Source organism: Kytococcus aerolatus (assembly GCF_900187395.1).
In the GTDB taxonomy this organism is placed as follows: domain Bacteria; phylum Actinomycetota; class Actinomycetes; order Actinomycetales; family Dermatophilaceae; genus Kytococcus; species Kytococcus aerolatus.
On the sequence record NZ_FYEZ01000001.1, the window covers coordinates 682,912 to 709,886 of the forward strand.

A 26,975-nucleotide genomic window follows, 5' to 3' on the forward strand; every position below is an offset into this window, starting at 1 on the left:
CCGATCAGCGGAGGGATTCGCCCAGATGGGACACAGATCACGATTGGGTGACAACCTCCTCTCCGGCGCACCACAGGTGCTGACAACCCCCCGCCCCCTCCCTACTGTCGACTACACCCGGTCACCAGACCCCAGCCGCGTGACGGTTCCCCGCCGCGCCACCGTGAGGAGAATCCATGACCACGTCCCGCAGGGCGGCCCTCGCCGCCAGCTTCTGCGTCGCCGCCATGACCCTGACCGCCTGCGCGGAGTCGCAGCGCGAGGAGGGCGGCGGCTCCGGCTCCGGCGGTGGGGGTGAGCAGGCCTCCGGGGGCACCATGACCTTCGGCGCCGCTGGCGATCCGAAGCTCTTCGACCCCTTCTACGCCACCGACGGCGAGACCTTCCGCGTCACCCGCCAGGTCTTCGAGGGCCTTCTCGAGGTGAAGCCGGGCACCGCCGAGGTCGGCCCCGGGCTGGCCACCGAGTGGGAGTCCGACGAGGAGGGCACCGAGTGGACCTTCACCCTCAAGGAGGGCGTTGAGTTCCACGACGGCACCCCCTTCAACGCCGAGGCCGTGTGCAAGAACTTCGAGCGCATGTCCACCCAGGAGGGTGCCGGACAGAGCCCCTCGGTCTCCGCCTACTGGCAGGACACCATGGGCGGCTTCGCCGACGGCAAGGCCGAGTCCCTCTACGAGGGCTGCGAGACCAAGGGCGAGCACGAGGTGGTCCTGAAGATCACCCGCGCCACCTCGAAGTTCCCGGCGATGCTGACCCTCGACGCCATGTCCATGCAGTCCCCGACCGCGATGGACGAGTACAAGGCGAACGACGTGAAGGCCCAGGGCGAGGGCTTCGCCTACCCCGAGTACGCCACGAAGCACCCGACCGGTACCGGTCCGTTCACCTTCGAGGGCTACGACAAGGCCAACAAGTCGATCACCCTGAAGCGCAACGAGGACTACCACGGCGAGAAGGCCAAGCTCGACGAGCTGATCTTCAAGGTGATCCCCGACGAGTCGACCCGCAAGCAGGAGCTCAAGGCAGGCTCCATCCAGGGCTACGACCTGCCGAACCCGATCGACTGGGAGGCCCTCAAGGCCGACGGCAACCAGGTCTTGATCCGCGACCCCTTCAACGTCCTCTACCTGGGTCTGAACGCCACCGAGAACCCGGACCTCAAGAAGCTCGAGGTCCGCAAGGCCATCGCGATGGCGATCAACAAGGAGCAGCTGGTCAAGACCCAGATGCCCGAGGGCTCCAGCGTCGCCAGCCAGTTCATGCCGGAGGCGGTGAGCGGCTACGACAAGGGCATCGACCCGATCCCCCACGACCCCGAGCAGGCCAAGCAGCTGCTCAAGGAGGCCGGGGCGGAGAACCTGGAGCTCGAGGTGTGGTGGCCGGCCGAGGTCTCCCGCCCGTACATGCCCAACCCGGAGAAGATCTTCGAGGCGATCCGCACCGACCTCGAGGCCGTCGGCATCACGGTCAAGGCCAGCTCGAAGCCCTGGAACGGTGGCTACCTCGACGGCGTCGACACCGGCAAGGCCCAGGCCTACCTCCTCGGCTGGACCGGCGACTACGACTCGGCCGACAACTTCATCGGCACCTTCTTCGGCACCACCGACAACCGGTTCGCCACCGGTGAGTACGAGTGGGGCGAGGAGCTGGCCCAGGACCTTCAGGCGGCCGACGGCACCGTCGACGAGAAGGAGCGCGAGAAGGCCTACCAGAAGCTCAACAAGGAGCTCGTCGAGGACTACCTGCCGGCCGTCCCGCTCACCCACTCGCCGCCCGCGATCGTGGTGGCCGACAACGTCGAGGGCCTCGTGGCCTCGCCGCTGACGGCCGAGACCTTCGCCACGGTCTCCATCAAGGAGTGACCCGACGCCGGGGGCCGGGGCAGTGCACCAGGCACGGCCCCGGCCCCCTTGCACTGCGCGCAGCACCCCCTGCCCTGCCGCCGTGCCCCTCCGAACCCCGAGGAGTGACCCCGTGATCCGCTTCATCGTGCGCCGTCTGCTCCAGATGGTGCTCGTGCTGCTGGCCCTGAGCCTGCTGCTCTTCTTCTGGCTGCGCTCCCTGCCGGGTGGCCCCGTCTCCGCCCTGCTGGGCGACCGCGCCACGCCGGCCACCCGCAAGGCCCTGGAGGAGCAGCTGGGTCTCGACCAGCCGCTGCCCATGCAGTACGTCGCGTTCGTCCAGCGCGCCGCGAGCGGCGACTTCGGGGTGAGCACCGGCATCCAGCCGGGCACCCCCGTCACCCAGATCTTCGTCGAGCGCCTGCCCGCGACCATCGAGCTGTCCGCGCTGGCGATCACGCTGGCCGTCGTGGCCGGCGTCCCGCTGGGCTACCTGGCGGCCCGGCGCCGCGGTGGGTGGTTCGACAACCTCTCGGTCATGAGCTCCCTGGTGGGCGTGGCCGTGCCGGTCTTCTTCCTGGCCTACGTGCTGCGCTGGATCTTCGCCCTCGAGCTGGGGTGGCTCCCGGTCTCGGGGCGCCAGGACGCCTCGATCGACGCCACCCACATCACGAACTTCTTCGTGCTCGACGGGATCATGACCCAGGAGTGGGACGCCGCGTGGGACGCGCTGAAGCACCTCGTCCTGCCGGCCCTGGCCCTGGCCTCCATCCCGTTCGCGGTGATCTTCCGCATCACCCGCGCCTCGGTGCTGGACGTCCTCGACGAGGACTACGTGCGCACCGCCCAGTCGAAGGGCCTGGCCGCACGCACGATCCGCGGCCGGCACGTCCTGCGCAACGCGCTCATCCCGGTGATCACCGTGATCGGCCTACAGGTCGGTGCGCTGCTCGCCGGCGCCGTGCTCACCGAGAAGGTCTTCTCCATCGCCGGGGTCGGCAACGCCCTGGCGGAGGCCTTCACGCAGCGTGACTACGCGATGCTGCAGCTGCTCATCATGGCGGCGGCCAGCATCTACGTCCTGGTCAACCTGGTGGTTGACATCCTCTACGCGGTCGTCGACCCGCGCGTCCGGACGAGGTGAACGACATGACCCAGATGACGACCACTCCCCCGGTGCCCCCGGTCCGGGAGGCCGGCGGTCTCGACGACACCCGCGGCGAGTCCCTCTGGGCCGGCGCCTGGAAGCGGCTGCGCACCGACGTCGCCTTCCTCGTCGGCCTGGCGATCGTGGTGGCCTTCGTGGTCCTCGCGATCATCTCCCCGTGGATCGCCCCGCACGACCCGACCAGCGGCATGCTCCTGGACCAGGTCACCCCCAGCACCCCGGTCCCCGAGCCGCAGCCCGGGCACCCGCTCGGTGGTGACGCCCAGAGCGGGCGCGACCTGCTCTCCCGCCTCCTGGTGGGCTCGCAGCAGACCCTCATGGTCGGCGTGCTCGCCACCCTCGGCGGCCTCGTCGGCGGTGTCCTCCTGGGCACCCTCGCCGGCGCCTTCGGTGGCTGGGTGGACGCGGTGGTCATGCGCATCGTGGACGTGATGCTCTCCATCCCGTCGCTGCTCATGGCTTTCTCCATCGCGGCCCTCTTCTCCGAGCCGACGCTCCGGACGGTCATCATGGCGATCGCGATCGTCCAGGTGCCGATCTTCGCCCGCCTCCTGCGCGGCTCGATGCTCGCCCAGCGCGACAGCGACCACATCGTGGCCGCCCGTGCCGCGGGGGTGAAGTTCGGACCGATCGTCTTCCGGCACATGCTGCCCAACGCGATGGGCCCGGTGATCGTCCAGTCCACGCTGGTCATCGCCACCTCGATCATCGACGCCGCCGCGCTGAGCTTCCTCGGAATCGGCAGCGCGGACACCCGCCGCCCGGAGTGGGGCCAGATGCTCGGCGAGGCCCAGAAGCACATCGACTCCTACCCCCACCTGGCCATCTACCCGGCCCTGTGCATCATCGTCGTCGCCCTCGGCTTCACGCTGATGGGCGAGGCGCTGCGCGAGGCCCTCGACCCGAAGAGCCGGAGGTGACGTCCATGAGCACCCCCCTGACGTCCGCTGAGCCCACCGACCCGATCGAGCCCGCCCGCACGGCGACGCCCGCGCACACCGCCCGCACCCGGCGCGAGCCGCTCCTGCAGGTGGAGGACCTCTCCATCACCTTCCAGCGCCGCGGGGCCGAGCCGTTCAGGGCCGTCGACGGCGTCTCCTTCTCCGTCGAGCCCGGCCAGACGGTCGGCCTCGTCGGTGAGTCCGGGTGCGGCAAGTCCGTCACCTCGCTGGCCATCATGGGCCTGCTGCCCCGGCGTGGGGTACGGGTCGGTGGCCGCGCCCTGTTCGAGGGCACCGACCTGCTCGGCCTCTCGGACCGGGAGCTGCGGGACCGTCGCGGCCGGGACCTGGGCATGATTTTCCAGGACCCGCTGAGCTCGCTGAACCCGGTGGTGCCGATCGGCCTGCAGGTCGCCGAGGTGGTGCAGCGCCACAAGGGCATGAAGCGGGCCGCGGCCACGGGCTACGCCCGCGAGATGCTCCACCGCGTCGGCATCCCCGACCCGGACCGGCGCCTCAAGGAGTACCCGCACCAGCTCTCCGGCGGCATGCGCCAGCGGGCGCTCATCGCGATGGCCCTGGCCTGCGAGCCGCGCCTGCTCATCGCCGACGAGCCGACCACCGCCCTGGACGTGACGATCCAGGCACAGATCCTGCAGCTGCTCAAGGAGCTCGTGCAGGAGTCCGACACCGCGCTCATCATGATCACCCACGACATGGGCGTGGTGGCCGGGCTGTGCGACGAGGTGAACGTCCTCTACGGCGGGCGGATCGTGGAGCGCGGCGAGCGCCACCCGCTCTTCGCCCACCCGCGCCACCCGTACACGAACGGCCTGCTCGGCTCGATCCCCAGCCTCGACGGAGACCGGGGCGCCGAGCTGACACCGGTGCCGGGCTCGGTGCAGGACAACCTGCCCTGGGCGGACGCCTGTGCCTTCGCCCCGCGCTGTTCCCAGCCGATCGAGCGGTGCACCGCCGCCTCCCCCGAGCTCGTCGACGACCCGCGCGTCGCCGACGACCGGACGCTGCGCTGCCACAATCCCGTCGAGGAGTCGCGATGAGCACGAAGCTGCCCGAGAGCACCCTGCGGCCCGAGCAGGGCCCCCGTCCCCGCCGGGAGGGTGACGACTACCTGGTGGAGGTCGACGACCTGAAGGTTCACTTCCCCATCAAGCGGGGGGTCGTCTTCGACCGCACGGTGGGCCACGTGAAGGCTGTCGACGGCATGAGCCTGCGCATCCGCCGCGGGGAGACCTACGGCCTGGTCGGCGAGTCCGGCTGCGGCAAGTCGACCTTCGGCCGGGCCCTGCTGCGCCTGGAGGAGGTCACCGACGGGGCCGTGCGCTTCGACGGCAAGGACCTCACCGAGTACCAGGGTGAGGCGCTCCGGAAGCAGCGCCGCCACATGCAGATGGTCTTCCAGGACCCGATGGGCTCGCTGGACCCTCGGCAGACCGTCGAGTCCCTGCTCATGGAGGGCATGTCCGCCCACGGCCTCACGAAGGACCGCGAGGCGGCCCGCCAGCGCCTCAAGGACCTGCTCCACGAGGTGGGGCTCCCCCCGCAGGCGCTCACCAAGTACCCGCACGAGTTCTCCGGCGGCCAGCGCCAGCGCATCGGCATCGCCCGCGCGCTCTCGCTGGACCCCGAGCTCGTGGTGGCCGACGAGCCGGTCTCCGCCCTGGACGTCTCCGTGCAGGCCCAGGTCATCAACCTGCTCCGGAAGGTGCAGCGGGACCACGACCTGACCTACCTGGTGATCGCCCACGACCTGGCCGTGGTCCGCCACATCTCCGACACGGTGGGGGTGATGTACCTCGGCGGTCTGGTCGAGGAGGCCCCGGCCGAGGAGCTCTACGACGCTCCGCTGCACCCCTACACCCGGGCGCTCATGTCCGCCGTCCCAGTGCCGGACCCGGTGGCCGAGGACGAGCGGGAGCAGCTGCTCCTGGCCGGTGACCTGCCCTCCCCGGCGAACCCGCCGAGCGGCTGCCGCTTCCGGACCCGCTGCCCCTTCGTGCAGAAGGACCGGTGCAGCACCGAGCGCCCCGAGCCCCGGACCGTGGACCTCCCCGGCGTCTCGGCCGAGCACACCGTCGCCTGCCACCACGTCGAGGCGGTCTTCCGGGGGGAGATCACCCCGCGGAGCCCCGACGAGGTACCGGCGGTCACGCCCACCCCCTGAGCCGGGGCGCTCCGCGGAGCAGGGGGTGGTGGGCCCGTGCCCACCACCCCCTGCGGCGTACCCGGGGCAGGTATCCCTTGGCTTGGCTGCCACCCCCGGTCTTCCCTGCCACCATCCGGGCATGACTGCACCGATCGTCCACCCCAACGGAGAGGTCCACGCCGCCACCGGCGACCGGCTGAACTGGCTGCGCGCCGGCGTGCTCGGCGCCAACGACGGCATCGTCTCCACCGCCGGCCTCGTCGTCGGCGTGGCCGGCGCCACCACCGACAGCCGGGTGCTGCTCATGACCGGCCTGGCCGGTCTGGTCTCCGGCGCCCTGAGCATGGCGGCCGGCGAGTACGTGTCCGTCTCCACGCAGCGGGACGCCGAGCGCCAGCTGCTCCGTGACGAGGAGCGGCACCTGGAGGAGATGCCGGAGTTCGAGCTGGCCGAGCTCACGAAGATGTACCGCGAGCGTGGCGTCTCCCCCGAGCTGGCCGACCAGGTGGCCCGGGAGCTCACCGAGCACGACGCGCTGGCGGCCCATGCGGAGATGGAGTTCGGCTTCACCCCCGGCGAGGAGACGAACCCGTGGTCCGCCGCCCTCGCCTCCCTGGTGGCCTTCGCCCTGGGCGCGCTTCTCCCCCTCCTGGCGATCGTGCTCACCCCGGCGGAGATCCGGGTGCCGGTGACCGCCGTGTCCGTCCTGCTGGCCCTGGCCGTCACCGGTGCCTCGAGCGCGCGCCTGTCGGGCTCCCCGGTGGGCCCCGCGGTGCTGCGCAACTGTGCGGGAGGCGCTCTGGCCATGAGCCTCACCTACGGCGTGGGCTCGCTCATCTGAGCAGGCTATAGGGTTCTCCCATGACGAAGCGCCCCGCCCTCCTGGTCATCCAGCACGAGACCGAGGGCCCGCCCGGCTGGCTCGGCGAGCACCTGGCCGCCCGCGGCGTGGAGCTCGACCTGGTCCGCGCCTGGGAGGAGTGGCCCGCCGACATCGAGGAGCGCCTGGACGCCGCCGCCGGCCTCCTCGTGCTCGGCGGGGAGATGGGCGCCCACGACGACGCGACGCACCCCTGGCTCACCCCCACCAAGGCGTTGATCCGCCGCGCCGAGGAGCGCGGTCTGCCGCAGCTGGGCATCTGCCTGGGGCACCAGCTCATGGCCGTCGCCCACGGTGGCCGGGTCGCCCCGAACCCTGCCGGTCACGCCACCGGTGTCACCCCGGTGACACTCACCGAGGCCGGGCAGCAGCACCCGGGCCTGGCCCCGGCGGCCGGCGGTGAGCTGGTGATGTGGAACAACGACGTGGTGACCGAGCCCCCGGCCACCCTGCAGGTGGTGGCCACCTCCCCCGACGGCAGCGTCCAGGCCGCCCTGCACGGCGAGCACGGGCTGGGCATCCAGGGCCACCCGGAGGTCACCCCGGAGATCTTCGACTCCTGGACGGTCAACAAGCCCAGCAGCGAGCAGGTGCGGGAGGACGGCATCGACGTGGTCGCCGCCGCGGCCCGGGTGCGGGAGCAGGACGCCGCGCTGCGTACCACGTGGAGGCCGCTGGCCGACTGGTTCGCCGAGCGGCTGGGGGCCTGAGCCCCGGGTGCAGGAGGCCCGCCCCGTTCCCGGGGCGGGCCTCCTGCATGGTGCCGGCGGTCAGTGGGTGATGACCGCCACCGGGCAGTGCGCCTCGGCCAGCACGCCCTGACTCACCGAGCCGAGCAGGGCCCCCCGGACACCTCCGCGACCGCGGGAGCCGACGATCACCAGGTCGGCGGTCTGCGAGGCTGCCACCAGGGCAGTCAGCGGGCGACCGTGCTGGACGTCGATCTCGACCTCGACCTCCCGGATCCGCTCGTCCCCGGAGCGCACCTCCTCGACGACCTCGGCGACCCGCGCCTCCATGTCGGCCACGGTGCGCTTCCACTCCTCGGACTCCGGCTCGGTGACGACGTAGCCGTCGACGACCGCCATGTTCCAGGTGGCCAGGGCGACGACCTTGTGCCCCCAGCGGGAGGCCGCGTCCATCGCGAAGTGCAGCGCCTTGGAGCTGTCCCGGCTGCCGTCGACACCGACCACGAGACGGCCCTGCGACTCGGGGACGCCGTCGGGCCCCACGACGACGACGGGGCAGCTCGCGTGCATCGCCACCGTGAGCGAGGTGGAGCCCAGCAGGAAGCGGGTGAGGCCGTGCTTGCGGGCGGTGCCCACGACGATCATCTGCGCCACGCCGTCGGCCTCGAGCAGCGTCTGGCTGCCGGTGCCCCAGGGGGCGGAGAAGGTGAGCGGCGGGGCCTCGGGGAGCTCAGCGAGGATCTCCTCCACCGACTCGCGCACCGGGGCACCCTCGTCGACCTCCTCACCGGCCTGGGTGACGAGCGGGGCATCCAGGCCGAGACCGAGCGGGGCGTAGGCGGTGGCCATGGCCTCCTGGGCGAAGATGGCATGGAGGCCCACCCCGCGGCGCAGGGCGGCTCCGGCGGCCCAGCGGACCACCTCCCGGTCTCGCTCCGTGCCGTCCACACCCACGACGACGCTGTTCTCGGGAATGGGGGTCTGGCCCATGACGCCTCCTTGCGCTGTTGGTGACTCCAGCCTACTGGTGCCGGCACGGCGACCCCACGGGCACCGGACGCGGACGCCCCCAGAGGTCGTCCGCTGCCCTCGGCACATGCATCGCGCCCGCGGTTATCACACCAAATGCGGCGAGCCCTCCACGTGACATCTCCATGACGCTTCGTTATGGTCGAAGCCGCTCCTGCCCACGACCCCCGGAGATCGCATGTCGCTGATCGTCCAGAAGTTCGGCGGCTCCTCGGTGTCGGATGCCGCCGCCATCCACCGAGCCGCCGCCCGCGTTGCCAACTCCCGCCGGCAGGGTCACGACGTCGTCGTCGTGGTCTCTGCCATGGGAGACACCACCGACGAGCTGCTCGACCTCGCCGCAGCCGTCACCGACACCCCCTCCGCCCGGGAGCTCGACATGCTCCTGACCGCCGGTGAGCGCATCTCGATGTCGCTCCTGGCGATGGCGCTCCAGCGCGAGGGCGTCGGCGCCCTCTCCCTGACCGGGATGCAGGCCGGCCTGCGGACCACCGCCACCTTCGGGGCGGCCCGCATCACGCAGGTCGACCCCACCCGGCTGCGGGCCACGCTCGACGCCGGGGAGATCCCCATCGTCGCCGGCTTCCAGGGATGGACCGACGCCGAGGAGACCACCACCCTGGGCCGCGGCGGCTCCGACACGACCGCCGTCGCCCTGGCCGCCGCCCTCGAGGCCGACGTCTGCGAGATCTACTCCGATGTCGACGGGATGTTCACCGCCGACCCCCGCGTGGTCCCCACCGCCCGGCGCATTCCGTGGCTGCGCTATGACGACGCCCTGGAGCTCTCCGCCCACGGCGCGAAGATCCTGCACCTGCGCGCGGTCGAGTTCGCCCGCCGCCACGGGGTCCCGCTCCACGTGCGCTCGAGCTTCTCCGACAAGCCCGGCACCTGGGTCACCACCAGCCGTGACCACGTGCCCACCGACCACCTCACCCCCCAGGAGGCCCAGATGGAGGATCCCCTCATCGAGGGAGTTGCCCACACCCACGACCAGGCGATGTTGACGATCGTCAACGTGCCCGACGTCCCCGGTCGTGCCGCCCAGATCTTCGCGGTGCTGTCCGGCGAGGTGTCGGTGATCGACATGCTCGGTCAGACCCACACCGCCCGCGAGAACGGGCTCATCGACTTCTCCTTCGCCCTGCCGGCCGCCGACGCGCAGCGCGCCCGCGAGGTGCTGCTCACCCAGCAGGAGGCGCTGGGATTCACCGACGTCTCCGTCACGGAGACCGTCGGCAAGGTCTCGGTGAGCGGACACGGCGTCCGCTCGAACCCGGAGGTGCCGGCCCGCCTCCTGAAGGCGCTGGCCGACCAGGGCATCACCGTGCACATGTTCACCACCTCGGAGTCCCGCATCTCCGTCGTGGTCGAGGCACCCCAGGTGGAGGCCTCCGTCCAGGCCATCCACACCGCCTTCGAGCTCGACAGCGACGAGGGCGAGGCCGTGGTCTACGGCGGGACCGGCCGATGAGCGCCGCCCGCCCGACCATCGCCGTCGTCGGCGCCACCGGACAGGTCGGCACCGTCATGCTGCGCCTCCTCACCGAGCGGAAGGTGCCGGTCGGCGAGCTGCGCCTCTTCGCCTCGGCCCGCTCCGCCGGTCGGTCCATGACCTGGACCGACGGTGAGGGCCACGAGCGCACCGTCACCGTCGAGGACGTCGCCGCCACCTCCACCGAGGAGCTGCAGGGCATCGACATCGCCCTGTTCTCCGCCGGCGGGAGCACCTCCCGGGAGCACGCGTCCCGCTTCGCCGAGTCCGGAGCCGTCGTGATCGACAACTCCTCGGCCTTCCGCCGCGACCCGGAGGTCCCGCTCGTGGTCAGCGAGGTGAATCCCGACGCCGCCCGGACGCGCCCGAAGGGGATCATCGCCAACCCGAACTGCACCACCATGGCCGCGATGCCGGTGCTCCGCCCGCTGCACGAGGCCGCCGGCCTCGTGGCCCTGCAGGTGGCCACCTACCAGGCGGTCTCCGGCTCCGGGCTGGCCGGCGTCGACGAGCTGGCCGGCCAGGTGCGGGCCGCCACGGCGGCCGGTGAGGGGGCGATGGAGCAGCTCGTCCACGACGGCTCCGCCCTGGACGGGACCCTCCCGCCCCCCTCGGCCTACCCCGAGACGATCGCCTTCAACGCCTTGGCGATGGCCGGGGAGCTGGTGGACGACGGCTCCGGGGAGACCAGCGAGGAGCAGAAGCTGCGCCACGAGTCGCGCAAGATCCTCGGCATCGAGGAGCTCGCCGTGGCCGGCACCTGCGTGCGCATCCCGGTCTTCACCGGGCACGCGCTGGCGATCCACGCGCGCTTCGAGAACCCGCTGGCGGCCGCCGAGGCCGAGCGCCTGCTGGCCGACGCCCCGGGGGTCCGGTTGACCGAGATCCCCTCCCCGCTGGCCGCCGCCGGGGCCGACGAGGTGCTGGTCGGCCGCCTCCGCGCCGACCAGTCCGTCCCGGAGGGCAAGGGCTTGGCGCTCTTCGTCGCCGGGGACAACCTGCGCAAGGGCGCTGCCCTGAACGCCGTGCAGGTCGCCGAGGTCCTGCTGGAGCAGGGGGTGGGCGCGTGAGCAAGCCGACCTTCCGCCGGGCCACCCTGGCAGACGGGGCCGCCATGTGGCGGATCGCCCGGGACAGCCGGGTGCTCGACCTCAACACCTCGTACGCCTACCTGATCATGGCGCGCGACTTCGGCGAGCACTCGTCGGTCGTGGAGGTGGACGGCGAGGTGGTGGGCTTCTGCATGTCCTACCTCCGCCCAGCGGACCCGAGCACGCTCTTCGTCTGGCAGATCGCCGTGGACTCCTCCCAGCGCGGGAAGGGTCTGGCCGGCCGGCTGCTGGAGGAGACCGTGCGGGCCACCGGGGCCACCGCCCTGGAGAGCACCGTGACCGCGGACAACGACGCCTCCAACGCCCTCTTCGCCGGCTTCGCCGCGCGGAGCGGAGCCACCGAGACGATCACCGAGTTCATCACCCCTGACCACTTCCCGGCCGACGACGTGCACGGCGCCGAGCTGTTGCACCGCATCGAGCCGCTGCCCGGCGCCTGAGCCGGGCCCGTCCACACGATCTGTGAGGAGCCCTGAGATGACCCAGACCACCGAGAACCAGCCGGGCGACAGCGCGATCTTCGAGGCGCGCGAGTCCTCCGTCCGCTCCTACTGCCGCCAGTGGCCGAAGGTGTTCACCACCGCCTCCGGCGCCCGTCAGCAGACCGAGACCGGCGAGAGCTACCTGGACTTCTTCGCCGGCGCCGGCGCCCTGAACTACGGACACAACAACCCCACCCTCAAGACCGCGCTCATGGATCACCTCGCCGAGGACGTGGTGATCCACTCGATGGACATGCACACCCCGGCCAAGCGTCGCTTCCTCACCGCGCTCACCGAGCAGGTCCTCGAGCCGCGCGGGATGGACCACAAGGTGCTCTTCCCCGGGCCGACCGGGACGAACACCGTCGAGGCCGCGCTGAAGGCCGTGCGCAAGGCCACCGGTCGCACCGAGGTGGTGGCCTTCACGAACGGCTTCCACGGCATGACCCTGGGCGCCCTCTCCGCCACCGCCAACCAGATGAAGCGCGCCGGCGCCGGCGTCCCGCTGACGGACGTCACCCGGGCCGCCTACGAGGGCCACTCCGGCCAGGCCGCCGACCTGCAGGCGCTGGACGCCCAGTGGGCCGAGGCCGGTGAGGACCGTCCGGCCGGCGTCATCGTGGAGCTCGTGCAAGGTGAGGGCGGTCTGAACGCCGCCTCCACCGAGTGGGTGCAGCAGCTGGCCGAGCTGTGCACGAAGCACGACGTGAAGCTGATCGTCGACGACGTGCAGGCCGGCTGCGGCCGCACCGGCACCTTCTTCTCCTTCGAGCCGGCCGGCATCACCCCGGACGTGGTCTGCCTCTCGAAGTCGCTCTCCGGCCTGGGCCTGCCGCTGGCGGTCACCCTGATCCGCCCGGAGCTGGACCAGTGGCAGCCGGGTGAGCACAACGGCACCTTCCGCGGCTTCACCCCCGCCTTCGTGACCGCTGCCGCGGCGCTCGAGACCTACTGGGCCGACGACGCCTTCGCCACCGAGGTGCAGGCCCGGGCCGAGCGCCTGCGCGCCGGGCTGGCCGAGCTCGTGGAGGCCGCCTCCGGCGAGGCCGCGATCCGCGGCCGGGGCCTCATGACCGGCATCGTCTTCGCCGACACCGAGGCCGCCGAGAAGATTGCCGCGGCCGCCTTCGAGCGGGGCCTGATGGTCGAGACCTCCGGTCCGGAGAGCGAGGTCGTCAAGCTGCTGCCGCCGCTGACCGTCACCGACGAGGAGATCGACGAGGCGCTGCGCATCCTGCGCGAGTCGATCGTCGCCATCGGCGCCTGAGCCCCACCCCGAAGAAACCCACGAACTGCAGGAGGAGAAACCCATGAAGGTCATGCACCTGGACGAGCTGAACGGCACCGAGAACGACGTCGAGCACGGCAACTGGCGCTCGCGCCGCTTCTTCCTGGCCGACGAGGGCGTCGGCTTCAGCTTCCACGTCACCGTGCTCAAGGCAGGCACGACCACCGACATGTGGTACGCCAACCACGTGGAGTGCGTGTACGTCTACCAGGGCTCCGGCACCTTGGTGAACCGGGACACCGGCGAGGAGCACGAGCTGCGCCCCGGGACGATGTACCTGCTCAACGACGCGGACAAGCACAGCGTGATCGCCGACGAGGACATCCACTGCACCTGCGTGTTCAACCCGCCGGTGACCGGCCGCGAGGTGCACGACGAGCACGGCGTGTACCCGCTGCTCGACGCCGAGGGCAACCGCCTGGACACCCCGAAGGGCTGAGCAGGCAGCGGCACAGCCGCTGAACACACCCCGGGAGCGGGGGTCAGGTCGACCGGACCGGGCCCCCGCTCTCGGGAACTCCCGAGAGGACACAGACCACAACCCCACAGCGTGAAGGAGGACCCGTGACCACCACCCACCAGAACCCCCACCAGACCATCGCCGAGCGCGCCGACCACTACCCGACCCGGTACGTCGAGCAGCCCGGCCTCGTGGACCGGAACGATCCGGTGGTCGCCGGTACGGCCGAGGACGGCCCCTTCGACGGCGATCACCTGCAGCGCATCGAGGAGAAGGGTTACACCCAGGTCCCCGAGCTGTTCACCGCCTCCGAGGTGGAGCGGATGCGACAGGAGCTCAACCGGCTCGCCGGTGACCCGGAGGTCCTGGCCGACGAGCGCACCATCACCGAGGCCGGCAGCGGGGCGCTGCGATCGGTCTTCGAGGTGCACCGCACGAACGAGCTGTTCCGCTCCGTGGCCCGCGACCCCCGGCTGGTCGCCCGGGCCGAGCAGGTGCTGGGCGGGCCGGTGGCCATCCACCAGAGCCGGGTGAACTTCAAGCCCGGCTTCACCGGCAAGGAGTTCTCCTGGCACTCGGACTTCGAGACCTGGCACGCCGAGGACGGCATGCCCACCCCGCGGGCCATCAGCGTCTCCATCGCGCTCACCGAGAACCACGCGTACAACGGGCCGCTGATGATCATGCCCGGCTCGCACCGCCGCTTCGTGTCCTGCGTGGGTGAGACCCCGGAGGAGAACTACCGCTCCTCGCTGGTGATGCAGGGGGCGGGCACTCCCGACGAGGGCAGCCTGACCCGCCTCTACGAGGAGTACGGCATCGACGTCCTGACCGGTGGGGCCGGGGGTGCGATCTGGTTCGACTCGAACTGCATGCACGCCTCCCCGGGGAACATCACCCCGGCACCCCGCTCCAACGTCTTCATCGTCTACAGCGCGGCCGACAACGAGTGCGGGGCACCGTACGCCGCGCCGGCTCCGCGGCCGGAGTTCCTGGGCGCCCGGGAGCACCGGGAGGTGCTGCAGAGCCACTGAGCACCGGATCGGAGCGAGGATTTTCTTCTGCCCCGGAAAAGGGTCCGCCACACCCGGCGGGCCCTTTTCCGGTGGCCCCTCGCAATGCATTACACAATGTGGCAGAGAACACAATTCGCGATAAGATGGAGGCGCATCATCCCCCGAGGCCCAGGAGGCCCACATGCGCGCATGGCACTTCGTCGGAACCCACAAGCCCTTCGAGCGGGTCGACATCCCCGAGCCCACCGCCGGCCCCGGCCACGTCGTCATCGATGTGAAGGCCGCCGGCCTCTGCCACTCCGACGTCGGCATCCTCGAGGACGAGAAGTGGCTCGACCTCATGCCCACCCTGCCGGTCGTCCCCGGCCATGAGACCGCCGGCGTGATCTCGGAGGTCGGCGAGGGCGTCACCGACTGGAAGGTCGGCGACAAGGTCGCCGTCTACCCGATGGTCGGCCCGATGGGCTACGGCGTGAACGGTGGCTGGGAGGACCGCGCCGAGGTCGCCACCGAGGCGCTGGTGCCCCTGCCCGAGGGCATCTCCTTCGCCCAGGCGGCCGCCGCCACCGACGCCGGCATGACCTCCGTCGGCGCCCTGACCACCGGTGGCGTCGAGTCCGGCATGAAGGTCGGCATCATCGGCTTCGGTGGGCTCGGCCAGATCGGCGCTCGAGTCGCCCACCTCCGCGGCGCCGAGGTCTACGTTGCCGAGATCAACGAGGACGTCTGGGATCGCGCGAAGGAGGCCGGTGCCGTCAAGGTCGCGCAGTCCATCACCGAGTTCAAGGACGACGAGCTCGACGTCATCATCGACTACGCCGGCTTCGGCACCACCACCGCCGACGCGGTGGAGACCGTGAAGTACGAGGGCACCGTGGTCATCGTCGGCATGGGCAAGCTCGAGGCCACCCTCAACACCTACGCGATGATCCTGGGCCGGGTCACCGTCCACGGCTCCAACGGTGGATCGAAGGAAGACATCGCCGAGTCCATGAAGTACATGGCTTCCGGAGAGCTCAGCCCGCTGATCACCGAGATCGACTTCGAGGAGATCGCCGACGGCGTCCAGCAGCTCGTCGACGGCACCGCCCGCGGCCGCCTGGTCGCCAAGGTCGCCGACTGACCGCCTGAGCGACCATGCCCACCCCGAGGAGGGGGCCCCGCCGTGGCGGGCCCCCTCCTCCCCGTGGGGGCGGTCGTGCGGTGCGGCGGGCGCCCACGTCATAGGCTGGGAGGCAGTCCGTCGCCCGCGGGCCACCCCTGCGTGCCCGCGAGCGATCACCCGAGACGAGGAGTACGACCGATGGCCACCATCAGCTGGACCCGGACCGACGAGGCGCCCCTGCTGGCAACCTATTCGTTCAAGCCGGTCGTGGAGGCGTTCGCCGCCACCGCCGACATCGGCGTGGAGACCCGCGACATCTCGCTGGCCGGCCGCATCCTGGCCCTCTTCCCCGAGCGCCTGGCCGACGACCAGAAGGTCGAGGACGCCCTCTCCAACCTGGGTGAGCTGGCCACCACACCCGAGGCCAACATCATCAAGCTCCCCAACATCTCGGCCTCCGTGCCGCAGCTCAAGGAGGCCATCACCGAGCTGCAGGGCCAGGGCTACGACATCCCGGACTACCCGGAGGACCCGCAGTCCGACGAGGAGAAGGCCGTCCGCGCCAAGTACGACTCCGTCAAGGGCTCCGCGGTCAACCCGGTGCTCCGCGAGGGCAACTCCGACCGCCGCGCCCCGCAGGCGGTGAAGAACTTCGCCCGCAAGCACCCGCACTCGATGGGTGAGTGGTCGAAGGACTCCCGCACCCGCGTGGCGACCATGGGTGAGGACGACTTCGCCTCCCACGAGAAGTCCGTCACCCTCGAGGCCGACGACACCCTCACCATCCGCCTCACCGGTGCTGGTGAGCCGACCGTCCTCAAGGAGGGCATCAAGGTTCTGGCCGGCGAGGTCGTCGACGCGACCTTCCTCGACGTGAAGGCGCTCAACAAGTTCCTCGCCGAGCAGGTCGAGGCCGCCAAGAGCGAGGACCTCCTCTTCTCCGTGCACCTCAAGGCCACGATGATGAAGGTCTCCGACCCGATCATCTTCGGCCACGCCGTGCGCGCCTTCCTGCCGCAGGTCTTCGCCGAGCACGGCGCCGCCCTGGAGTCCGCCGGCCTCTCCCCCAACGACGGCCTGGGCGCGATCCTCTCCGGCCTGGAGAAGCTGCCGGCCGAGCAGGCCGACCCGATCCGTGAGGCCATCGAGAAGGGTCTCGACGAGGGCCCGGACCTGGCGATGGTGAACTCCCACAAGGGCATCACCAACCTGCACGTGCCCAGCGACGTGATCATCGACGCCTCCATGCCGGCGATGATCCGCACCTCCGGCCAGATGTGGAACAAGGACGACCAGCAGCAGGACACGCTGGCGGTCATCCCCGACTCCTCCTACGCCGGCGTGTACCAGACCGTCATCGAGGACTGCCAGGAGCACGGCGCCTACGACCCGACGACCATGGGCTCGGTGGCGAACGTCGGCCTCATGGCCAAGAAGGCCGAGGAGTACGGCTCGCACGACAAGACCTTCGAGATCCCGGCCGACGGCACCGTCGAGGTCGTGAACTCCGCGGGTGAGGTGCTCATGTCCCACAAGGTCTCTGCCGGTGACATCTGGCGCGCCTGCCAGACCAAGGACGAGCCGATCCGCGACTGGGTGAAGCTGGCCGTGACCCGCGCCCGCGCCGCCGGGACCCCGGCCGTGTTCTGGCTGGACGCCAACCGCGCCCACGACGCGCAGCTCATCGCCAAGGTGGAGAAGTACCTCAAGGAGCACGACACCGAGGGCCTGGACATCCGCATCATGTCCCCCGAGGAGGCCACGCAGTTCTCGCTGGACCGCATCCGCGCCGGCGAGGACACGATCTCGGTGACCGGCAACGTGCTGCGTGACTACAACACCGACCTCTTCCCGATCCTGGAGCTGGGCACCAGCGCCAAGATGCTCTCGGTGGTGCCGCTCATGAACGGTGGCGGCCTCTTCGAGACCGGCGCCGGCGGCTCGGCCCCGAAGCACGTGGACCAGGTCGTCGAGGAGAACCACCTGCGCTGGGACTCCCTGGGTGAGTTCCTCGCCCTGGCCGAGAGCCTGGACCACGTGGCCTCCCACGAGGACAACCCGAAGGCGCAGGCACTGGCCGACGCGCTGGGCCGCGCCACCGAGACGCTGCTCAACGAGGGCCGCTCCCCCAGCCGCAAGGTCGGGGAGATCGACAACCGTGGCAGCCACTTCTACCTGGCCCTGTACTGGGCGCGGGAGCTGGCGCAGTCCGAGGACACCGAGCTGGCCGGGGTCTTCGGCCCGGTGGCTCAGGAGCTGTCGGACAAGGAGGAGACCATCACCGGTGAGCTCCTCGCCGCACAGGGCTCCCCGGCCGACCTCGGTGGCTACTACCACCCGGACGAGGAGAAGGTCACCTCGGTGATGCGCCCCTCGCAGACCTTCAACGCGATCATCGACGGCCTGCGCAAGATGGCCTGAGACACCGCCTGAACGCGAGGCGCCCCGCCCGAGCAGTGCTCGGGCGGGGCGCCTCGTCGTGGGGGGGGTGATGCGTGCTCAGTGGGCGTGGGTGTCCAGCACCACGCCGGGGTCTCGGCTCAGCCTGGCGACCGCAGCGCCCGGGAACGCCACGTGTAGCCCAGCAGCGGCAGCACGGTGTAGACGACCGGGACGGCCGCGAGCAGGAGCACGTTGAACAGGACAGCGCGCGTCGCTCCCAGCATCTGGAGGATGACGAGGAGGAGGACCCACAGGGAGACGGTGACGATGCTGTAGCGGGTGAACTGCTTCTGCTGACGCTGCAGCTCCTCGCTCCGGGACTCCCGCGTCGTGTGGACAGGAGGAGTCCCGGGCTTCGCCTTGAACACGTGCGCGTCTCCCATGGAGACGACCGGCGACCAGCCAGCGGCACGGAAGATGTCGAAGTACTCGGTGTCTGGGTCACGTTCGTAGGCGAGATCGAAGACTGCGTCTTCCGGAGGTGCGTCCGTGAAGGTCCACCCGTGTCCCAAGCTGCTGAAACCGCTGAGGCGCTTTCCCTCAGCGGCCATCCGAGAGAACATCGCGAGGTCCTTCTCCGGCTCGAAGGCCAGACCGTTGCTCATCTTGAGTGTCTTGCTCATGCTTCCTCCAGGATGCGGTCGGCGAGGGCCAGCAGCCGTCTACGTCGTTCGACGTTCCGGGCGAGGACCTCGCGGCCGGCGGGGGTGATGCGGTAGGTGCGGCGGGTGCCCTCGCCTTCGAGCTCTGCGATGAGTCCCGCGGCGGAGAGCTTCTTCAAGGTGGTGTAGAGCGAGGCCGGACCGAGCGTGATCTCCCCGTCGCTGATCTCCTCCAGGTACTTCATCACCACGTAGCCGTGTCGAGGCTGCACCAGCGCCAGCAGGACGTGGAGGGCCGTGTCCGGGAGGTCCCCGTTGGCCAGGGCGGGGTTAGGAGCCATCGGCCCCACATCCCGATGTATCAGGTTCCGATATATCCATGAGTGATATTCAACCACACGGGAGCCCCCACAGCGGGTACCTTCATTCGATGCACCGCGCAGCACAGTGGGGACCCCTCGCAGAGCAGGTCGCCGACATTTGCGTCGCCCACCTCCGGACCTTGGTGGGCGCCTACGTGCAAGGTTCGGCCGTGCTCGGCGGCTTCACCGGGGCTTCCGACCTCGACGTCCTGGTCATCGTGGCTGACAGCACCGGACTTGAGGATTTCGGAACAGCGTTGTCCCGCATGACCTCGCTCGACCGCCCCGTGGAGCTGTCAGTCGTCACCGCGGCAGCGGCAGCCACCCCTGCCTCGCCATGGCCCTACCTGCTGCACGTGAACACTGACACCGAGGACGTTGTCCATGACGACGGGTCCGGCGACCCGGATCTCCTGGCCCACTACGCCGTCACCCGCGCCCACGGCCACACACTGGTCGGGCCGGAGCCCGACCGCGTCATCGGGGAGACGCCTCACCACGACCTGGTGGACTACCTTGCGGGCGAGCTGTCCTGGGCACTCGACCATGCAGACCAGCGCTACGCCGTGCTCAACGCCTGCCGGGCGGTCGCATTCGCGGAGTCTGGAGAGCTCCTCTCGAAGGTCGAAGGTGCCCGCTGGTGGGCGCTACACCGAGGCTGGAGCCCTCTGGTCGAGGGGTGCTTGGAGGCGCAGCTGGACGGCAGGGACATGGGCAGTCCCAGCCCTGCGGCCCGGTCCTTCGTGGCGGCTTGCATCGACGAGCTGCGTGTGTGACGCAACTCAGTCCTCGGGCACGTCCAGTCCGTCGATCCAGACTTTGACGGCCATCCACACGCAGGCGGTCGCCAGAGCCAACACGAACGCGGACGACAGGTCCTCGACGAGCAGCGAGTAGGCAGCCCAGGCCAGCAGGGTGTCGAGAACGCCGGTCACGACGTCCGCTGCGCGCCGACCGCCCCCGAGCAGGGCCACCAGCACCTTGACGGGCAGACCGAGGGCCCCGCTTACGACCATCACCCCTGGCGTGACGAGCAGCGAGTACAGGAGCACCTGCCACAACGGGTACTCCCACGCGATACCGCGGAGCGCCGCTGCGCCGAGCACGACGAGCGTGGGCACCGAGACGAGCAGGAGCAGCCCCAGGATCACCACCCCATAGCCGAGGACCGGGTGGAGGGCGGTATCCGCCTCCACCCGGTCCTCGGGTCGAGCGTCGTCAGACGACGAACTCATCGGAGTGCTGCGCTCAGCGGGTGTGGGTGTCCAGCACCACGCCGGGCTTGCGGAAGGCCAGCAAGGCCAGGGCCAGCGCCGCACCGAGGATGAGCAGGCCGAGGATGATGTGCGCCCAGCGCTGGCCCATCTCGGCCAGGCCGATCTGGATCAGGGCGAGCACGGCCACGCCGGCAGCGTGCATGAACAGGCCGGTGTTGCCGCTGACCTTCTTCCACAGGAAGGCACCGATGGCAGCGGCCACGGCGGCGATGAAGGTGGCGTAGCCGAGCCAGCCGTGGGCGTTGACGGCGTCGAAGTCGGTGAAGGCCACGAGCAGGCCGATGACGGCCTGCGCCACGGCCAGCAGGGCGGTCACGGCCGAGAAGTTGCGCAGGAGGTTCAGGTGAGGGGAGGTCTGGGTGTTCATGGACCCCAGTCTCCCAGAACACGGCGCCCTCCCCGTCATCCGGGAGCCCCGCGCTCGGCCACGAGGTCGACCGGTGCATCGAGCTCCGCGGGGGCCAGGCGCGGACCGCTCGCAGCGCACCCGGCCACGAGCAGACCGGCGAGCACCAGCACCCCGACGACCGCTACGTCCCGGCCCACCGCGCCGGCCAGGGCCGGCAGCCAGAAGGGCCACAGCGCCGGCAGCACGATGGAGGCCGAGTAGGCCGTGCCGTACCCGGTGGCCCGGATGCTGCGGGGCAGCCGCTCGGTGAGATAAGCACCCATCGGGCCGTAGCCGCAGACGGTGCACACCTGGAGGGCGGCCGCGGCCAGGGCGGCGGGAAGCACGGCGGTCTGCTGCACCACCACCCACCACAGCAGGGGCCCGAGCACCGCGGCCATCAGTCCCCAGACCACGAGGAAGCGTCGCCGCCCCCAGAGCGTGGAGAGGTGGCCGGTCAGCGACATCCCGACGGCCTGGGCCACGGCGGCCGCGGCCATGACCAGGGAGACGGCGGTGTCGGGGAGCCCGTCGGCCGCCAGGCGCCCGCCCAGGTGGAGCACCACCATCTGGGTCATGAGCCAGAGCCCGGTCATGAGGCCGAACATCTGCCAGAAGACCCCGGCGTACCGACCGGCGACGAGCTCGACCCACCGTGGGCGCCCCGGGGCCGCGGGGCCCGAACCCGGCACCGGGCGGTCCCGGCCCGGCGCCGAGCGGTCCACCCCTGACCATCTGGACAGTCGAGATGGCCACTCGTGACCCTCTCGTCGCGGCTGGTCGGCCACGTGGCGGCGGTAGTACTCGAGCATGAGCAGGGAGGCCAGGCCCCCGGCCACGAAGCTGACCCGCCAGCCCCAGGCGGCATAGTCCTGCGGCCCCAGCACGGTGAGCAACCCCACCGTGACCACCCCGATGGTGGCCTGGGCCCAGGGCGCCATCGCCATGATGAGACCGCTCACCAGGCCACGCCGCGTGGGGGCGGACCACTCCATCGCCAGCGGGATGGCCGAGGTGTACTCCCCCGCCAGAAACATGCCACCGAGGAAGCGCAGCACGAGCACCAACCCGATCGCCCAGGCCCCGATGACCTCGTGCGAGGGAACCGCCGCGACGAGCAGCGAGCAGGCCGCCGTCCCGGCGATGGCCACCTGTGTCACCGCGGTGCGGCCCCACGCGTCGGAGAGGGTGCCGAACACCGCCGCCCCCACCGGCCGGGCGAGCAGGGTGGCCATGACCACCATCGCCCCGGTGGAGGCCGCGGCGTGGGGTCCGGCGAGCGTGCCCATCGCCGGGGCCAGGGCGAGTGCGGGCAGGAAGATGTGCAGCTGGTCGACGTAGTTGCCCCAGACGCCGCCGCGCACCGCAGCCGCCCCCGCCGCCGGGAGGCCAAGGGCGCACCGGTGCGCACGTCGACCGTCGAGATGCGGACCGGTGCGCCCCTCAGGGCAGGCCGACGTACGGGATGCGGACCGGTGCGCACCTCGCGTGTCGGAGGCGGTCACCGGCCCGTGGGTGTCGGGTCCGTCGGGGCCGCGCCGATCTCCACCGGGACCGGCCCGGCCTCCACCCGCGGGGAGCAACCCACCGCGGGCGCCTCGGCCGCCAGCTGGGCGCCGAACTCCTCCCGAATGTCCCGGCTGATCCGCATGGAGCAGAACTTCGGCCCGCACATCGAGCAGAACTGGGCGTTCTTCGCCGGCTCGGCCGGGAGCGTCTCGTCGTGGAACTCCTGGGCTGTCACCGGGTCCAGGGCCAGCGCGAACTGATCGTGCCAGCGGAACTCGAAGCGGGCCCGGCTCATCGCGTCGTCCCAGTCCCGGGCGCGCGGGTGCCCCTTGGCCACGTCGGCGGCGTGCGCGGCGATCTTGTAGGTGATCACCCCGGTCTTCACGTCATCCCGGTTCGGCAGGCCCAGGTGCTCCTTCGGGGTGACGTAGCAGAGCATCGCCGTACCGTGCTGGGCGATCGGCGCGGCCCCGATGGCACTGGTGATGTGGTCGTAGCCCGGCGCGATGTCGGTGGCCAGCGGGCCCAGCGTGTAGAAGGGCGCCCCGTGGCACCACTCCTGCTCCAGGTCCACGTTCTCCTTGACCAGGTGCAGCGGCACGTGGCCGGGGCCCTCCACCATCACCTGCACGTCGTGCTCCCAGGCCCGCTGCGTGAGCTCACCCAGGGTGCGCAGCTCGGCCAGCTGGGCGGCGTCGTTCGCGTCGGCCAGCGAGCCCGGACGCAGGCCGTCGCCCAGCGAGAAGGCGACGTCGTGCGCGGCGAAGATCTCGCAGAGCTCCTCGAAGTGCTCGTAGACGAAGGACTCCCGCTGGTGCGCCATGCACCAGCCGGCGAGGATCGACCCGCCGCGGGAGACGATGCCGGTCACACGCCCGGCGGTGAGCGGCACGAACTCCCGCCGCACCCCGGCGTGCACGGTCATGTAGTCCACGCCCTGCTCGGCCTGCTCGACGACCGTGTCGCGGAAGACCTCCCAGGTGAGCTCCTCGGCCACACCGTCGACCTTCTCCAGGGCCTGGTAGATGGGGACCGTGCCGATCGGCACCGGGGAGTTGCGCAGGATCCACTCCCGCGTGGTGTGGATGTCCTCCCCGGTGGAGAGGTCCATCACCGTGTCGGCGCCCCAGCGGGTGGCCCAGGACATCTTCTCCACCTCCTCGGCGATGGAGGAGGTGACGGCCGAGTTGCCGATGTTGGCGTTGACCTTCGTGAGGAAGGCCCGCCCGATGATCATCGGCTCGGACTCGGGGTGGTTCACGTTCGCCGGGATGATGGCGCGGCCGGCGGCCACCTCCGAGCGCACCAGCTCCACCTCGCAGCCCTCGCGCAGGGCCACGTAGCGCATCTCCGGGGTGATCTCCCCCCGGCGCGCGTAGTGCATCTGGGTGACCGTCCGGCCGGGGCGGGCCCGCAGCGGGGTCTGCGTGCGCCCGCGCCAGGCCGCGGAGGCCTCGCCGCGACGCTCGGCCGAGCGGCCGTCGTCGGTTAGCTGGCGGCGCCGCGGGCTGGGGTTGACCTCGGTGTCCCCGCGCTCCTCGATCCACTCCTGCCGCGCCGGCTCCAGGCCGACCGCCGGGTCGGAGCCCGGGCCCATGGTGCGGTAGACGAGGAAGTCCTCGTTCGGGCGCCCGTCGGGCGAGTCGTGCTGGGAGATGGCCGTGGCCGGGACGGTCACCTCCCCGTCGGTGAGGTGCACCAGGCGGTGCTGGGGGTGGTTCTCCACGGTCTGCGCCGTGGTCTCCTCCACGGTGGGCCGCACGGCCCCCGGGGTGTGCTGGTGGTCGGTCGTCAGGTGCTCAGGCGTGCTCGACACAGCCGTCCTCGCTTCCTCCGCCGGTGCTAACCGGACAGGTTCGAACGGTCCGGACGGCGTCAGTCCGATCTCAGCCCGTGCCCGGGCACCCGTGGGGATAGGTGCTCACAGGGAACCACAGGACGTGACGCAATGCACATCCACCCCCGGCGGGGCCGGCCCCTCAGGGCAGCGGGCCGCCCCGGGCGGTCACCCACAGCTCGTACCACTCGGCCCGGGAGAGGTGCACCCGGCCGGCCGCCGCGTCGGCGCAGGCCGCGATGCGCTGCGGCGAGGTCGTCCCGACCACCGGTGCCACCCGCGCCGGGTGTCGCTGCAGCCAGGCCAGGACGATCGACTCCGGGGTGGTGCCGTGCTCGGCGGCGAGCGCGGCCACCCGCCGAGCGGTCTGCTCCTCCCGGGCGGCCTCGAGCGGATCGGTCGCACTCGACGCCCGCCCCGAGTAGCGTCCCTGGGCCAGCGCGCCCCACCCCTGGACCCGCGGCCCGCCGGCCAGCGCCTGCTCCAGCGCCCCGTGCGGGAAGCCCACCCTGGCCCCCTCGTCGGTGTTCACGAGCACCCCGGACTCCACCCAGCCCCGGGCGGCCAGGCTCGTCTCGAGCTGGTTGACCACCAGCGGCTCGGACATCCCGGCCTGCAGGCGGTCCACCTGCGCCGGGGAGTGGTTGGAGACGCCCACCTGCCGCACGAGCCCCTCGGCCACCAGCGCGTCGAGGGTCCGGCCGAGCTCCCCGGGGTGGGTCAGCGGGTCGGGTCGGTGCACCAGGAGGACGTCGAGATGGTCGGTGCGCAGGCGGGCCAGGCTGCCCTCGAGCGAACGACGCACGTGCTCCGGGGAGCTGTCGTACCGGCCGTGGGTCTCCCCGGAGCACATCACCCCGCCCTCGCCGGGCAAGAGGATCCCGCACTTGGACTGGAGCCCGATCCGCTCGCGCAGGCCGGGCCGTTCCGCCAAGGCCCGCCCGAAGGCCTCCTCGGCCTTGCCGCGGGTATAGATGTCCGCGTGGTCGAACCAGGTGAGACCCGCCGCCAGCGCCGCCTCCACGACCGCCCCGGCCTGCTCCACCTGCTCGTCGGTGACCGGCTCGGCGTCCCAGCCCCCGCCCAGCCCCATGCAGCCCACCAGCAGGTCCGCCCGCCGCACGTCCCGTACCTCAGCGTGTGTCATGTCACGAGCCTAGGACGGCTCGACGGCGGGCCGCGCCGCCACAGCCCGGTTAGGCTGACGAGGTCCCAGCCCCTGACACTGCCCGGAGGTTCTCCATGGCCGGCGGACTCGCTGCCCTCCTCGACGACATCGCCGCGATGTCCCGCCTGGCCGCGGCCAGCGTGGACGACGTGGCCGCCGGTGCGGCGAAGGCCAGCACGAAGGCCGCCGGGGTGGTCGTGGACGACGCCGCCGTCACCCCGCAGTACCTCGACGGGGCCGAGCCCGCCCGCGAGCTCCCGATGGTCCGCCGCATCGCGGCGGGCTCCCTGCGGAACAAGGCGATCATCATCCCGATCGCCCTCCTGCTCAGCCAGTTCGCCCCCTGGTTGCTCACCCCGCTGCTCATGCTCGGTGGCACCTACCTCGCCTTCGAGGGGGCCGAGAAGGTGTGGGAGATGGTCAGCGGCCACGACGAGGACGGCAAGGCCGCCGAGGAGCGCTCCCCGGAGGACGAGGACTCCGTGGTCCGCAGCGCCATCACGACGGACTTCATCCTGTCCTGCGAGATCCTCGTGATCTCCCTCAACGAGGTGGCCACCGAGCCCATCGTCACCCGCGCACTGATCCTCGTGGCCGTGGCGATCGCCATGACCGTCCTGGTCTACGGCGCGGTCGCCATGATCGTGAAGATGGACGACATCGGTCTGGCCATCGCCAAGCGCCACGAGTCCGGTGCCCTCCACTCCTTCGGCAAGGGGCTCGTGAAGGCCATGCCGCACGTCCTGAGCGGCATCTCCTTCATCGGCATGCTCGCGATGCTGTGGGTCGGCGGGCACATCCTCATGGTCGGCCTCGACGAGTTCGGCCTGAGCTGGCCCTACGACCTGGCCCACCACCTGGCCGGGACGGTCGAGGGCGTCCCGAGCATCGGTGGCTTCCTGGCCTGGCTGGCCGATACCTTCGTGGCCATGGTCCTCGGCCTGGTCTGGGGCGCGGTGATCGTGCTGGTGCTCCACCTGCTGCCCTTCGGGCCCTTCGCGAAGGATGCCAAGGTCAAGCACGGCCAGCACGGCCGCCACACGCGGATCCACGACGGCGTGCACGGCCCGGCGGCCGACGGCGCCTCGCGCCTGGGCCGGTGATCCCCCGCCGCCCCTCCCCGCTGGGTGGACGCCGCCCCCACCGCGACGAGCTGGACGTCTTCGCCGGGGGCACGGTGGACGACCTGCTCGGCCCGGACGTGCGTCTGCTTGTCGTGGGGATCAACCCGGGGCTGTGGACCGCCGCGGTCAACGCCCCCTTCGCCCGACCGGGCAACCGCTTCTGGCCCTCGTTGCACGCGGCGGGGCTGACCGACTGGCAGATCGACTGCACCGCCGGACTCACCACCAACGACGCCATGCACCTGCTCTCCCGCGGCCTGGGCATCACGAATCTCGTCGACCGCGCCACCGTGCGGGCCGACGAGCTGACCGCCGAGGAGCTGCGCGCCGGCCGGCGCCGTGTCGAGGGCCTGGTGCAGGGACTCCACGCCGGGACCGGGCGGCTCCCGGTGGTGGCCGTCGCCGGCATCACCGCCTACCGCACGGCCTGGGAGGACCGAGGCGCCCGGCTCGGCCGGCAGGAGCAGACCGTGGCCGGTGCCCCGCTCTGGGTGGTGCCTCAGCCGTCAGGTCTCAACGCCCACGAGAACATCGACTCGCTGGCCGAGAAGTGGCGGCAGGTGGCCGCCGAGGTCGACTGGGCCTGATCC

At 71.2% G+C, this 26,975-nt stretch carries 26 protein-coding genes and 1 riboswitch; of the genes, 18 read left to right on the forward strand and 8 right to left on the reverse strand.

Annotated elements, in window-relative coordinates; translation table 11 throughout:
• The first annotated feature begins 176 nt into the window (after positions 1-176).
• The 7 genes from CFT82_RS03085 to CFT82_RS03115 all read left to right on the forward strand — a co-directional run bounded on the left by CFT82_RS03085 (position 177) and on the right by CFT82_RS03115 (position 7,710).
• Complete coding sequence (locus tag CFT82_RS03085) at positions 177-1,865, forward strand: ABC transporter substrate-binding protein (RefSeq protein WP_088817600.1); 1,689 nt, start codon at positions 177-179, stop codon at positions 1,863-1,865.
• Positions 1,866-1,977: 112 nt separating this feature from the next.
• Positions 1,978-2,988, forward strand: coding sequence for an ABC transporter permease (locus CFT82_RS03090; protein ID WP_088817601.1), 1,011 nt, complete (start codon positions 1,978-1,980; stop codon positions 2,986-2,988).
• A gap of 14 nt (positions 2,989-3,002) precedes the next feature.
• On the forward strand, positions 3,003-3,932 hold the full coding sequence (locus tag CFT82_RS03095) for an ABC transporter permease (RefSeq protein ID WP_234994316.1): 930 nt from the start codon (positions 3,003-3,005) through the stop codon (positions 3,930-3,932).
• 5 nt (positions 3,933-3,937) lie between these two features.
• Positions 3,938-5,014 carry an ABC transporter ATP-binding protein gene (locus CFT82_RS03100; protein ID WP_088817603.1) on the forward strand — a complete coding sequence of 359 codons (1,077 nt, stop codon included), beginning with the start codon at positions 3,938-3,940 and terminating at the stop codon, positions 5,012-5,014.
• Positions 5,011-6,138 carry an ABC transporter ATP-binding protein gene (locus CFT82_RS03105; protein ID WP_088817604.1) on the forward strand — a complete coding sequence of 376 codons (1,128 nt, stop codon included), beginning with the start codon at positions 5,011-5,013 and terminating at the stop codon, positions 6,136-6,138. The genes CFT82_RS03100 and CFT82_RS03105 overlap by 4 nt, the downstream gene beginning before the upstream one ends.
• A gap of 121 nt (positions 6,139-6,259) precedes the next feature.
• A complete protein-coding gene (locus tag CFT82_RS03110) occupies positions 6,260-6,961 on the forward strand; it encodes a VIT1/CCC1 transporter family protein (RefSeq protein WP_088817605.1) in 702 nt (233 codons plus the stop codon).
• 20 nt (positions 6,962-6,981) lie between these two features.
• Entirely contained in the window at positions 6,982-7,710 is a 729-nt protein-coding gene (locus CFT82_RS03115; protein WP_088817606.1) for a type 1 glutamine amidotransferase, read from the forward strand.
• Positions 7,711-7,770: 60 nt separating this feature from the next.
• Here CFT82_RS03115 and CFT82_RS03120 read toward each other — a convergent pair whose 3' ends face one another.
• Positions 7,771-8,679 (reverse strand): universal stress protein, encoded by a 909-nt coding sequence (locus CFT82_RS03120; protein WP_159461836.1) that lies wholly within the window; start codon positions 8,677-8,679, stop codon positions 7,771-7,773.
• A gap of 217 nt (positions 8,680-8,896) precedes the next feature.
• Between CFT82_RS03120 and CFT82_RS03125 the strand changes: the two genes are divergently transcribed.
• The 8 genes from CFT82_RS03125 (at position 8,897) to CFT82_RS03160 (ending at position 18,097) form a co-directional block, all read left to right on the forward strand.
• Positions 8,897-10,192: an aspartate kinase gene (locus tag CFT82_RS03125; RefSeq protein WP_088817608.1), complete on the forward strand. Its 1,296-nt coding sequence runs from the start codon at positions 8,897-8,899 to the stop codon at positions 10,190-10,192.
• Positions 10,189-11,283 (forward strand): aspartate-semialdehyde dehydrogenase, encoded by a 1,095-nt coding sequence (locus tag CFT82_RS03130; protein ID WP_088817609.1) that lies wholly within the window; start codon positions 10,189-10,191, stop codon positions 11,281-11,283. Before CFT82_RS03125 ends, CFT82_RS03130 begins: the two co-directional genes overlap by 4 nt.
• On the forward strand, positions 11,280-11,765 hold the full coding sequence (gene ectA, locus CFT82_RS03135) for a diaminobutyrate acetyltransferase (RefSeq protein ID WP_234994250.1): 486 nt from the start codon (positions 11,280-11,282) through the stop codon (positions 11,763-11,765). The genes CFT82_RS03130 and ectA overlap by 4 nt, the downstream gene beginning before the upstream one ends.
• A gap of 37 nt (positions 11,766-11,802) precedes the next feature.
• Positions 11,803-13,074: a diaminobutyrate--2-oxoglutarate transaminase gene (gene ectB, locus CFT82_RS03140; protein ID WP_088817610.1), complete on the forward strand. Its 1,272-nt coding sequence runs from the start codon at positions 11,803-11,805 to the stop codon at positions 13,072-13,074.
• 43 nt (positions 13,075-13,117) lie between these two features.
• Complete coding sequence (locus tag CFT82_RS03145; protein ID WP_088817611.1) at positions 13,118-13,534, forward strand: ectoine synthase; 417 nt, start codon at positions 13,118-13,120, stop codon at positions 13,532-13,534.
• A gap of 125 nt (positions 13,535-13,659) precedes the next feature.
• Complete coding sequence (thpD, locus tag CFT82_RS03150; protein ID WP_200815036.1) at positions 13,660-14,589, forward strand: ectoine hydroxylase; 930 nt, start codon at positions 13,660-13,662, stop codon at positions 14,587-14,589.
• Positions 14,590-14,752: 163 nt separating this feature from the next.
• Complete coding sequence (locus CFT82_RS03155; RefSeq protein ID WP_088817612.1) at positions 14,753-15,694, forward strand: zinc-binding dehydrogenase; 942 nt, start codon at positions 14,753-14,755, stop codon at positions 15,692-15,694.
• Positions 15,695-15,874: 180 nt separating this feature from the next.
• A complete protein-coding gene (locus tag CFT82_RS03160; RefSeq protein ID WP_088817613.1) occupies positions 15,875-18,097 on the forward strand; it encodes an NADP-dependent isocitrate dehydrogenase in 2,223 nt (740 codons plus the stop codon).
• A 119-nt stretch (positions 18,098-18,216) separates the two neighbouring features.
• Here the strand turns inward: CFT82_RS03160 and CFT82_RS03165 are convergent, their stop codons facing one another.
• The gene (locus CFT82_RS03165) at positions 18,217-18,741 is read right to left on the reverse strand and encodes a DUF2812 domain-containing protein (protein WP_088817614.1); all 525 of its coding nucleotides are present in this window, start codon (positions 18,739-18,741) and stop codon (positions 18,217-18,219) included.
• Positions 18,738-19,061, reverse strand: coding sequence for a PadR family transcriptional regulator (locus CFT82_RS03170; protein WP_088817615.1), 324 nt, complete (start codon positions 19,059-19,061; stop codon positions 18,738-18,740). Before CFT82_RS03170 ends, CFT82_RS03165 begins: the two co-directional genes overlap by 4 nt.
• Positions 19,062-19,150: 89 nt before the next feature.
• Here CFT82_RS03170 and CFT82_RS03175 point away from each other — a divergent pair, with 89 nt between their 5' ends.
• The gene (locus CFT82_RS03175) at positions 19,151-19,858 is read left to right on the forward strand and encodes a nucleotidyltransferase domain-containing protein (RefSeq protein WP_159461837.1); all 708 of its coding nucleotides are present in this window, start codon (positions 19,151-19,153) and stop codon (positions 19,856-19,858) included.
• Between the two features lie 6 nt (positions 19,859-19,864).
• On the opposite strand, the gene CFT82_RS03180 is transcribed toward CFT82_RS03175, so the two are convergent.
• The 5 genes from CFT82_RS03180 to CFT82_RS03200 all read right to left on the reverse strand — a co-directional run bounded on the left by CFT82_RS03180 (position 19,865) and on the right by CFT82_RS03200 (position 25,240).
• Entirely contained in the window at positions 19,865-20,317 is a 453-nt protein-coding gene (locus CFT82_RS03180) for a hypothetical protein (protein ID WP_143469463.1), read from the reverse strand.
• Between the two features lie 13 nt (positions 20,318-20,330).
• Entirely contained in the window at positions 20,331-20,726 is a 396-nt protein-coding gene (locus tag CFT82_RS03185; RefSeq protein ID WP_088817618.1) for a hypothetical protein, read from the reverse strand.
• A gap of 35 nt (positions 20,727-20,761) precedes the next feature.
• Entirely contained in the window at positions 20,762-22,111 is a 1,350-nt protein-coding gene (locus CFT82_RS03190) for an MFS transporter (RefSeq protein WP_234994251.1), read from the reverse strand.
• Between the two features lie 137 nt (positions 22,112-22,248).
• Positions 22,249-23,955 carry a phosphomethylpyrimidine synthase ThiC gene (gene thiC, locus CFT82_RS03195; protein ID WP_143469530.1) on the reverse strand — a complete coding sequence of 569 codons (1,707 nt, stop codon included), beginning with the start codon at positions 23,953-23,955 and terminating at the stop codon, positions 22,249-22,251.
• A gap of 110 nt (positions 23,956-24,065) precedes the next feature.
• A riboswitch (TPP riboswitch) is annotated at positions 24,066-24,175 on the reverse strand.
• 60 nt (positions 24,176-24,235) lie between these two features.
• Entirely contained in the window at positions 24,236-25,240 is a 1,005-nt protein-coding gene (locus tag CFT82_RS03200; protein WP_088817619.1) for an aldo/keto reductase, read from the reverse strand.
• Positions 25,241-25,335: 95 nt separating this feature from the next.
• Between CFT82_RS03200 and CFT82_RS03205 the strand changes: the two genes are divergently transcribed.
• Both CFT82_RS03205 and CFT82_RS03210 read left to right on the forward strand, forming a co-directional pair.
• A complete protein-coding gene (locus CFT82_RS03205; protein WP_088817620.1) occupies positions 25,336-26,364 on the forward strand; it encodes a DUF808 domain-containing protein in 1,029 nt (342 codons plus the stop codon).
• Entirely contained in the window at positions 26,361-26,972 is a 612-nt protein-coding gene (locus CFT82_RS03210; RefSeq protein ID WP_088817621.1) for a mismatch-specific DNA-glycosylase, read from the forward strand. Before CFT82_RS03205 ends, CFT82_RS03210 begins: the two co-directional genes overlap by 4 nt.
• Positions 26,973-26,975 lie beyond the last annotated feature (3 nt).

Coding starts and splice junctions, on each gene's coding strand:
- CFT82_RS03085 (WP_088817600.1), top strand. CDS start 177: ATGACCACGTCCCGCAGGGCGGCCCTCGCCGCCAGCTTCTGCGTCGCC.
- CFT82_RS03095 (WP_234994316.1), top strand. CDS start 3,003: ATGACGACCACTCCCCCGGTGCCCCCGGTCCGGGAGGCCGGCGGTCTC.
- CFT82_RS03100 (WP_088817603.1), top strand. CDS start 3,938: ATGAGCACCCCCCTGACGTCCGCTGAGCCCACCGACCCGATCGAGCCC.
- CFT82_RS03105 (WP_088817604.1), top strand. CDS start 5,011: ATGAGCACGAAGCTGCCCGAGAGCACCCTGCGGCCCGAGCAGGGCCCC.
- CFT82_RS03110 (WP_088817605.1), top strand. CDS start 6,260: ATGACTGCACCGATCGTCCACCCCAACGGAGAGGTCCACGCCGCCACC.
- CFT82_RS03115 (WP_088817606.1), top strand. CDS start 6,982: ATGACGAAGCGCCCCGCCCTCCTGGTCATCCAGCACGAGACCGAGGGC.
- CFT82_RS03120 (WP_159461836.1), bottom strand. CDS start 8,679: ATGGGCCAGACCCCCATTCCCGAGAACAGCGTCGTCGTGGGTGTGGAC.
- CFT82_RS03125 (WP_088817608.1), top strand. CDS start 8,897: ATGTCGCTGATCGTCCAGAAGTTCGGCGGCTCCTCGGTGTCGGATGCC.
- CFT82_RS03130 (WP_088817609.1), top strand. CDS start 10,189: ATGAGCGCCGCCCGCCCGACCATCGCCGTCGTCGGCGCCACCGGACAG.
- ectB (WP_088817610.1), top strand. CDS start 11,803: ATGACCCAGACCACCGAGAACCAGCCGGGCGACAGCGCGATCTTCGAG.
- CFT82_RS03145 (WP_088817611.1), top strand. CDS start 13,118: ATGAAGGTCATGCACCTGGACGAGCTGAACGGCACCGAGAACGACGTC.
- CFT82_RS03155 (WP_088817612.1), top strand. CDS start 14,753: ATGCGCGCATGGCACTTCGTCGGAACCCACAAGCCCTTCGAGCGGGTC.
- CFT82_RS03160 (WP_088817613.1), top strand. CDS start 15,875: ATGGCCACCATCAGCTGGACCCGGACCGACGAGGCGCCCCTGCTGGCA.
- CFT82_RS03165 (WP_088817614.1), bottom strand. CDS start 18,741: ATGAGCAAGACACTCAAGATGAGCAACGGTCTGGCCTTCGAGCCGGAG.
- CFT82_RS03170 (WP_088817615.1), bottom strand. CDS start 19,061: ATGGCTCCTAACCCCGCCCTGGCCAACGGGGACCTCCCGGACACGGCC.
- CFT82_RS03175 (WP_159461837.1), top strand. CDS start 19,151: ATGCACCGCGCAGCACAGTGGGGACCCCTCGCAGAGCAGGTCGCCGAC.
- CFT82_RS03180 (WP_143469463.1), bottom strand. CDS start 20,317: ATGAGTTCGTCGTCTGACGACGCTCGACCCGAGGACCGGGTGGAGGCG.
- CFT82_RS03185 (WP_088817618.1), bottom strand. CDS start 20,726: ATGAACACCCAGACCTCCCCTCACCTGAACCTCCTGCGCAACTTCTCG.
- CFT82_RS03200 (WP_088817619.1), bottom strand. CDS start 25,240: ATGACACACGCTGAGGTACGGGACGTGCGGCGGGCGGACCTGCTGGTG.
- CFT82_RS03205 (WP_088817620.1), top strand. CDS start 25,336: ATGGCCGGCGGACTCGCTGCCCTCCTCGACGACATCGCCGCGATGTCC.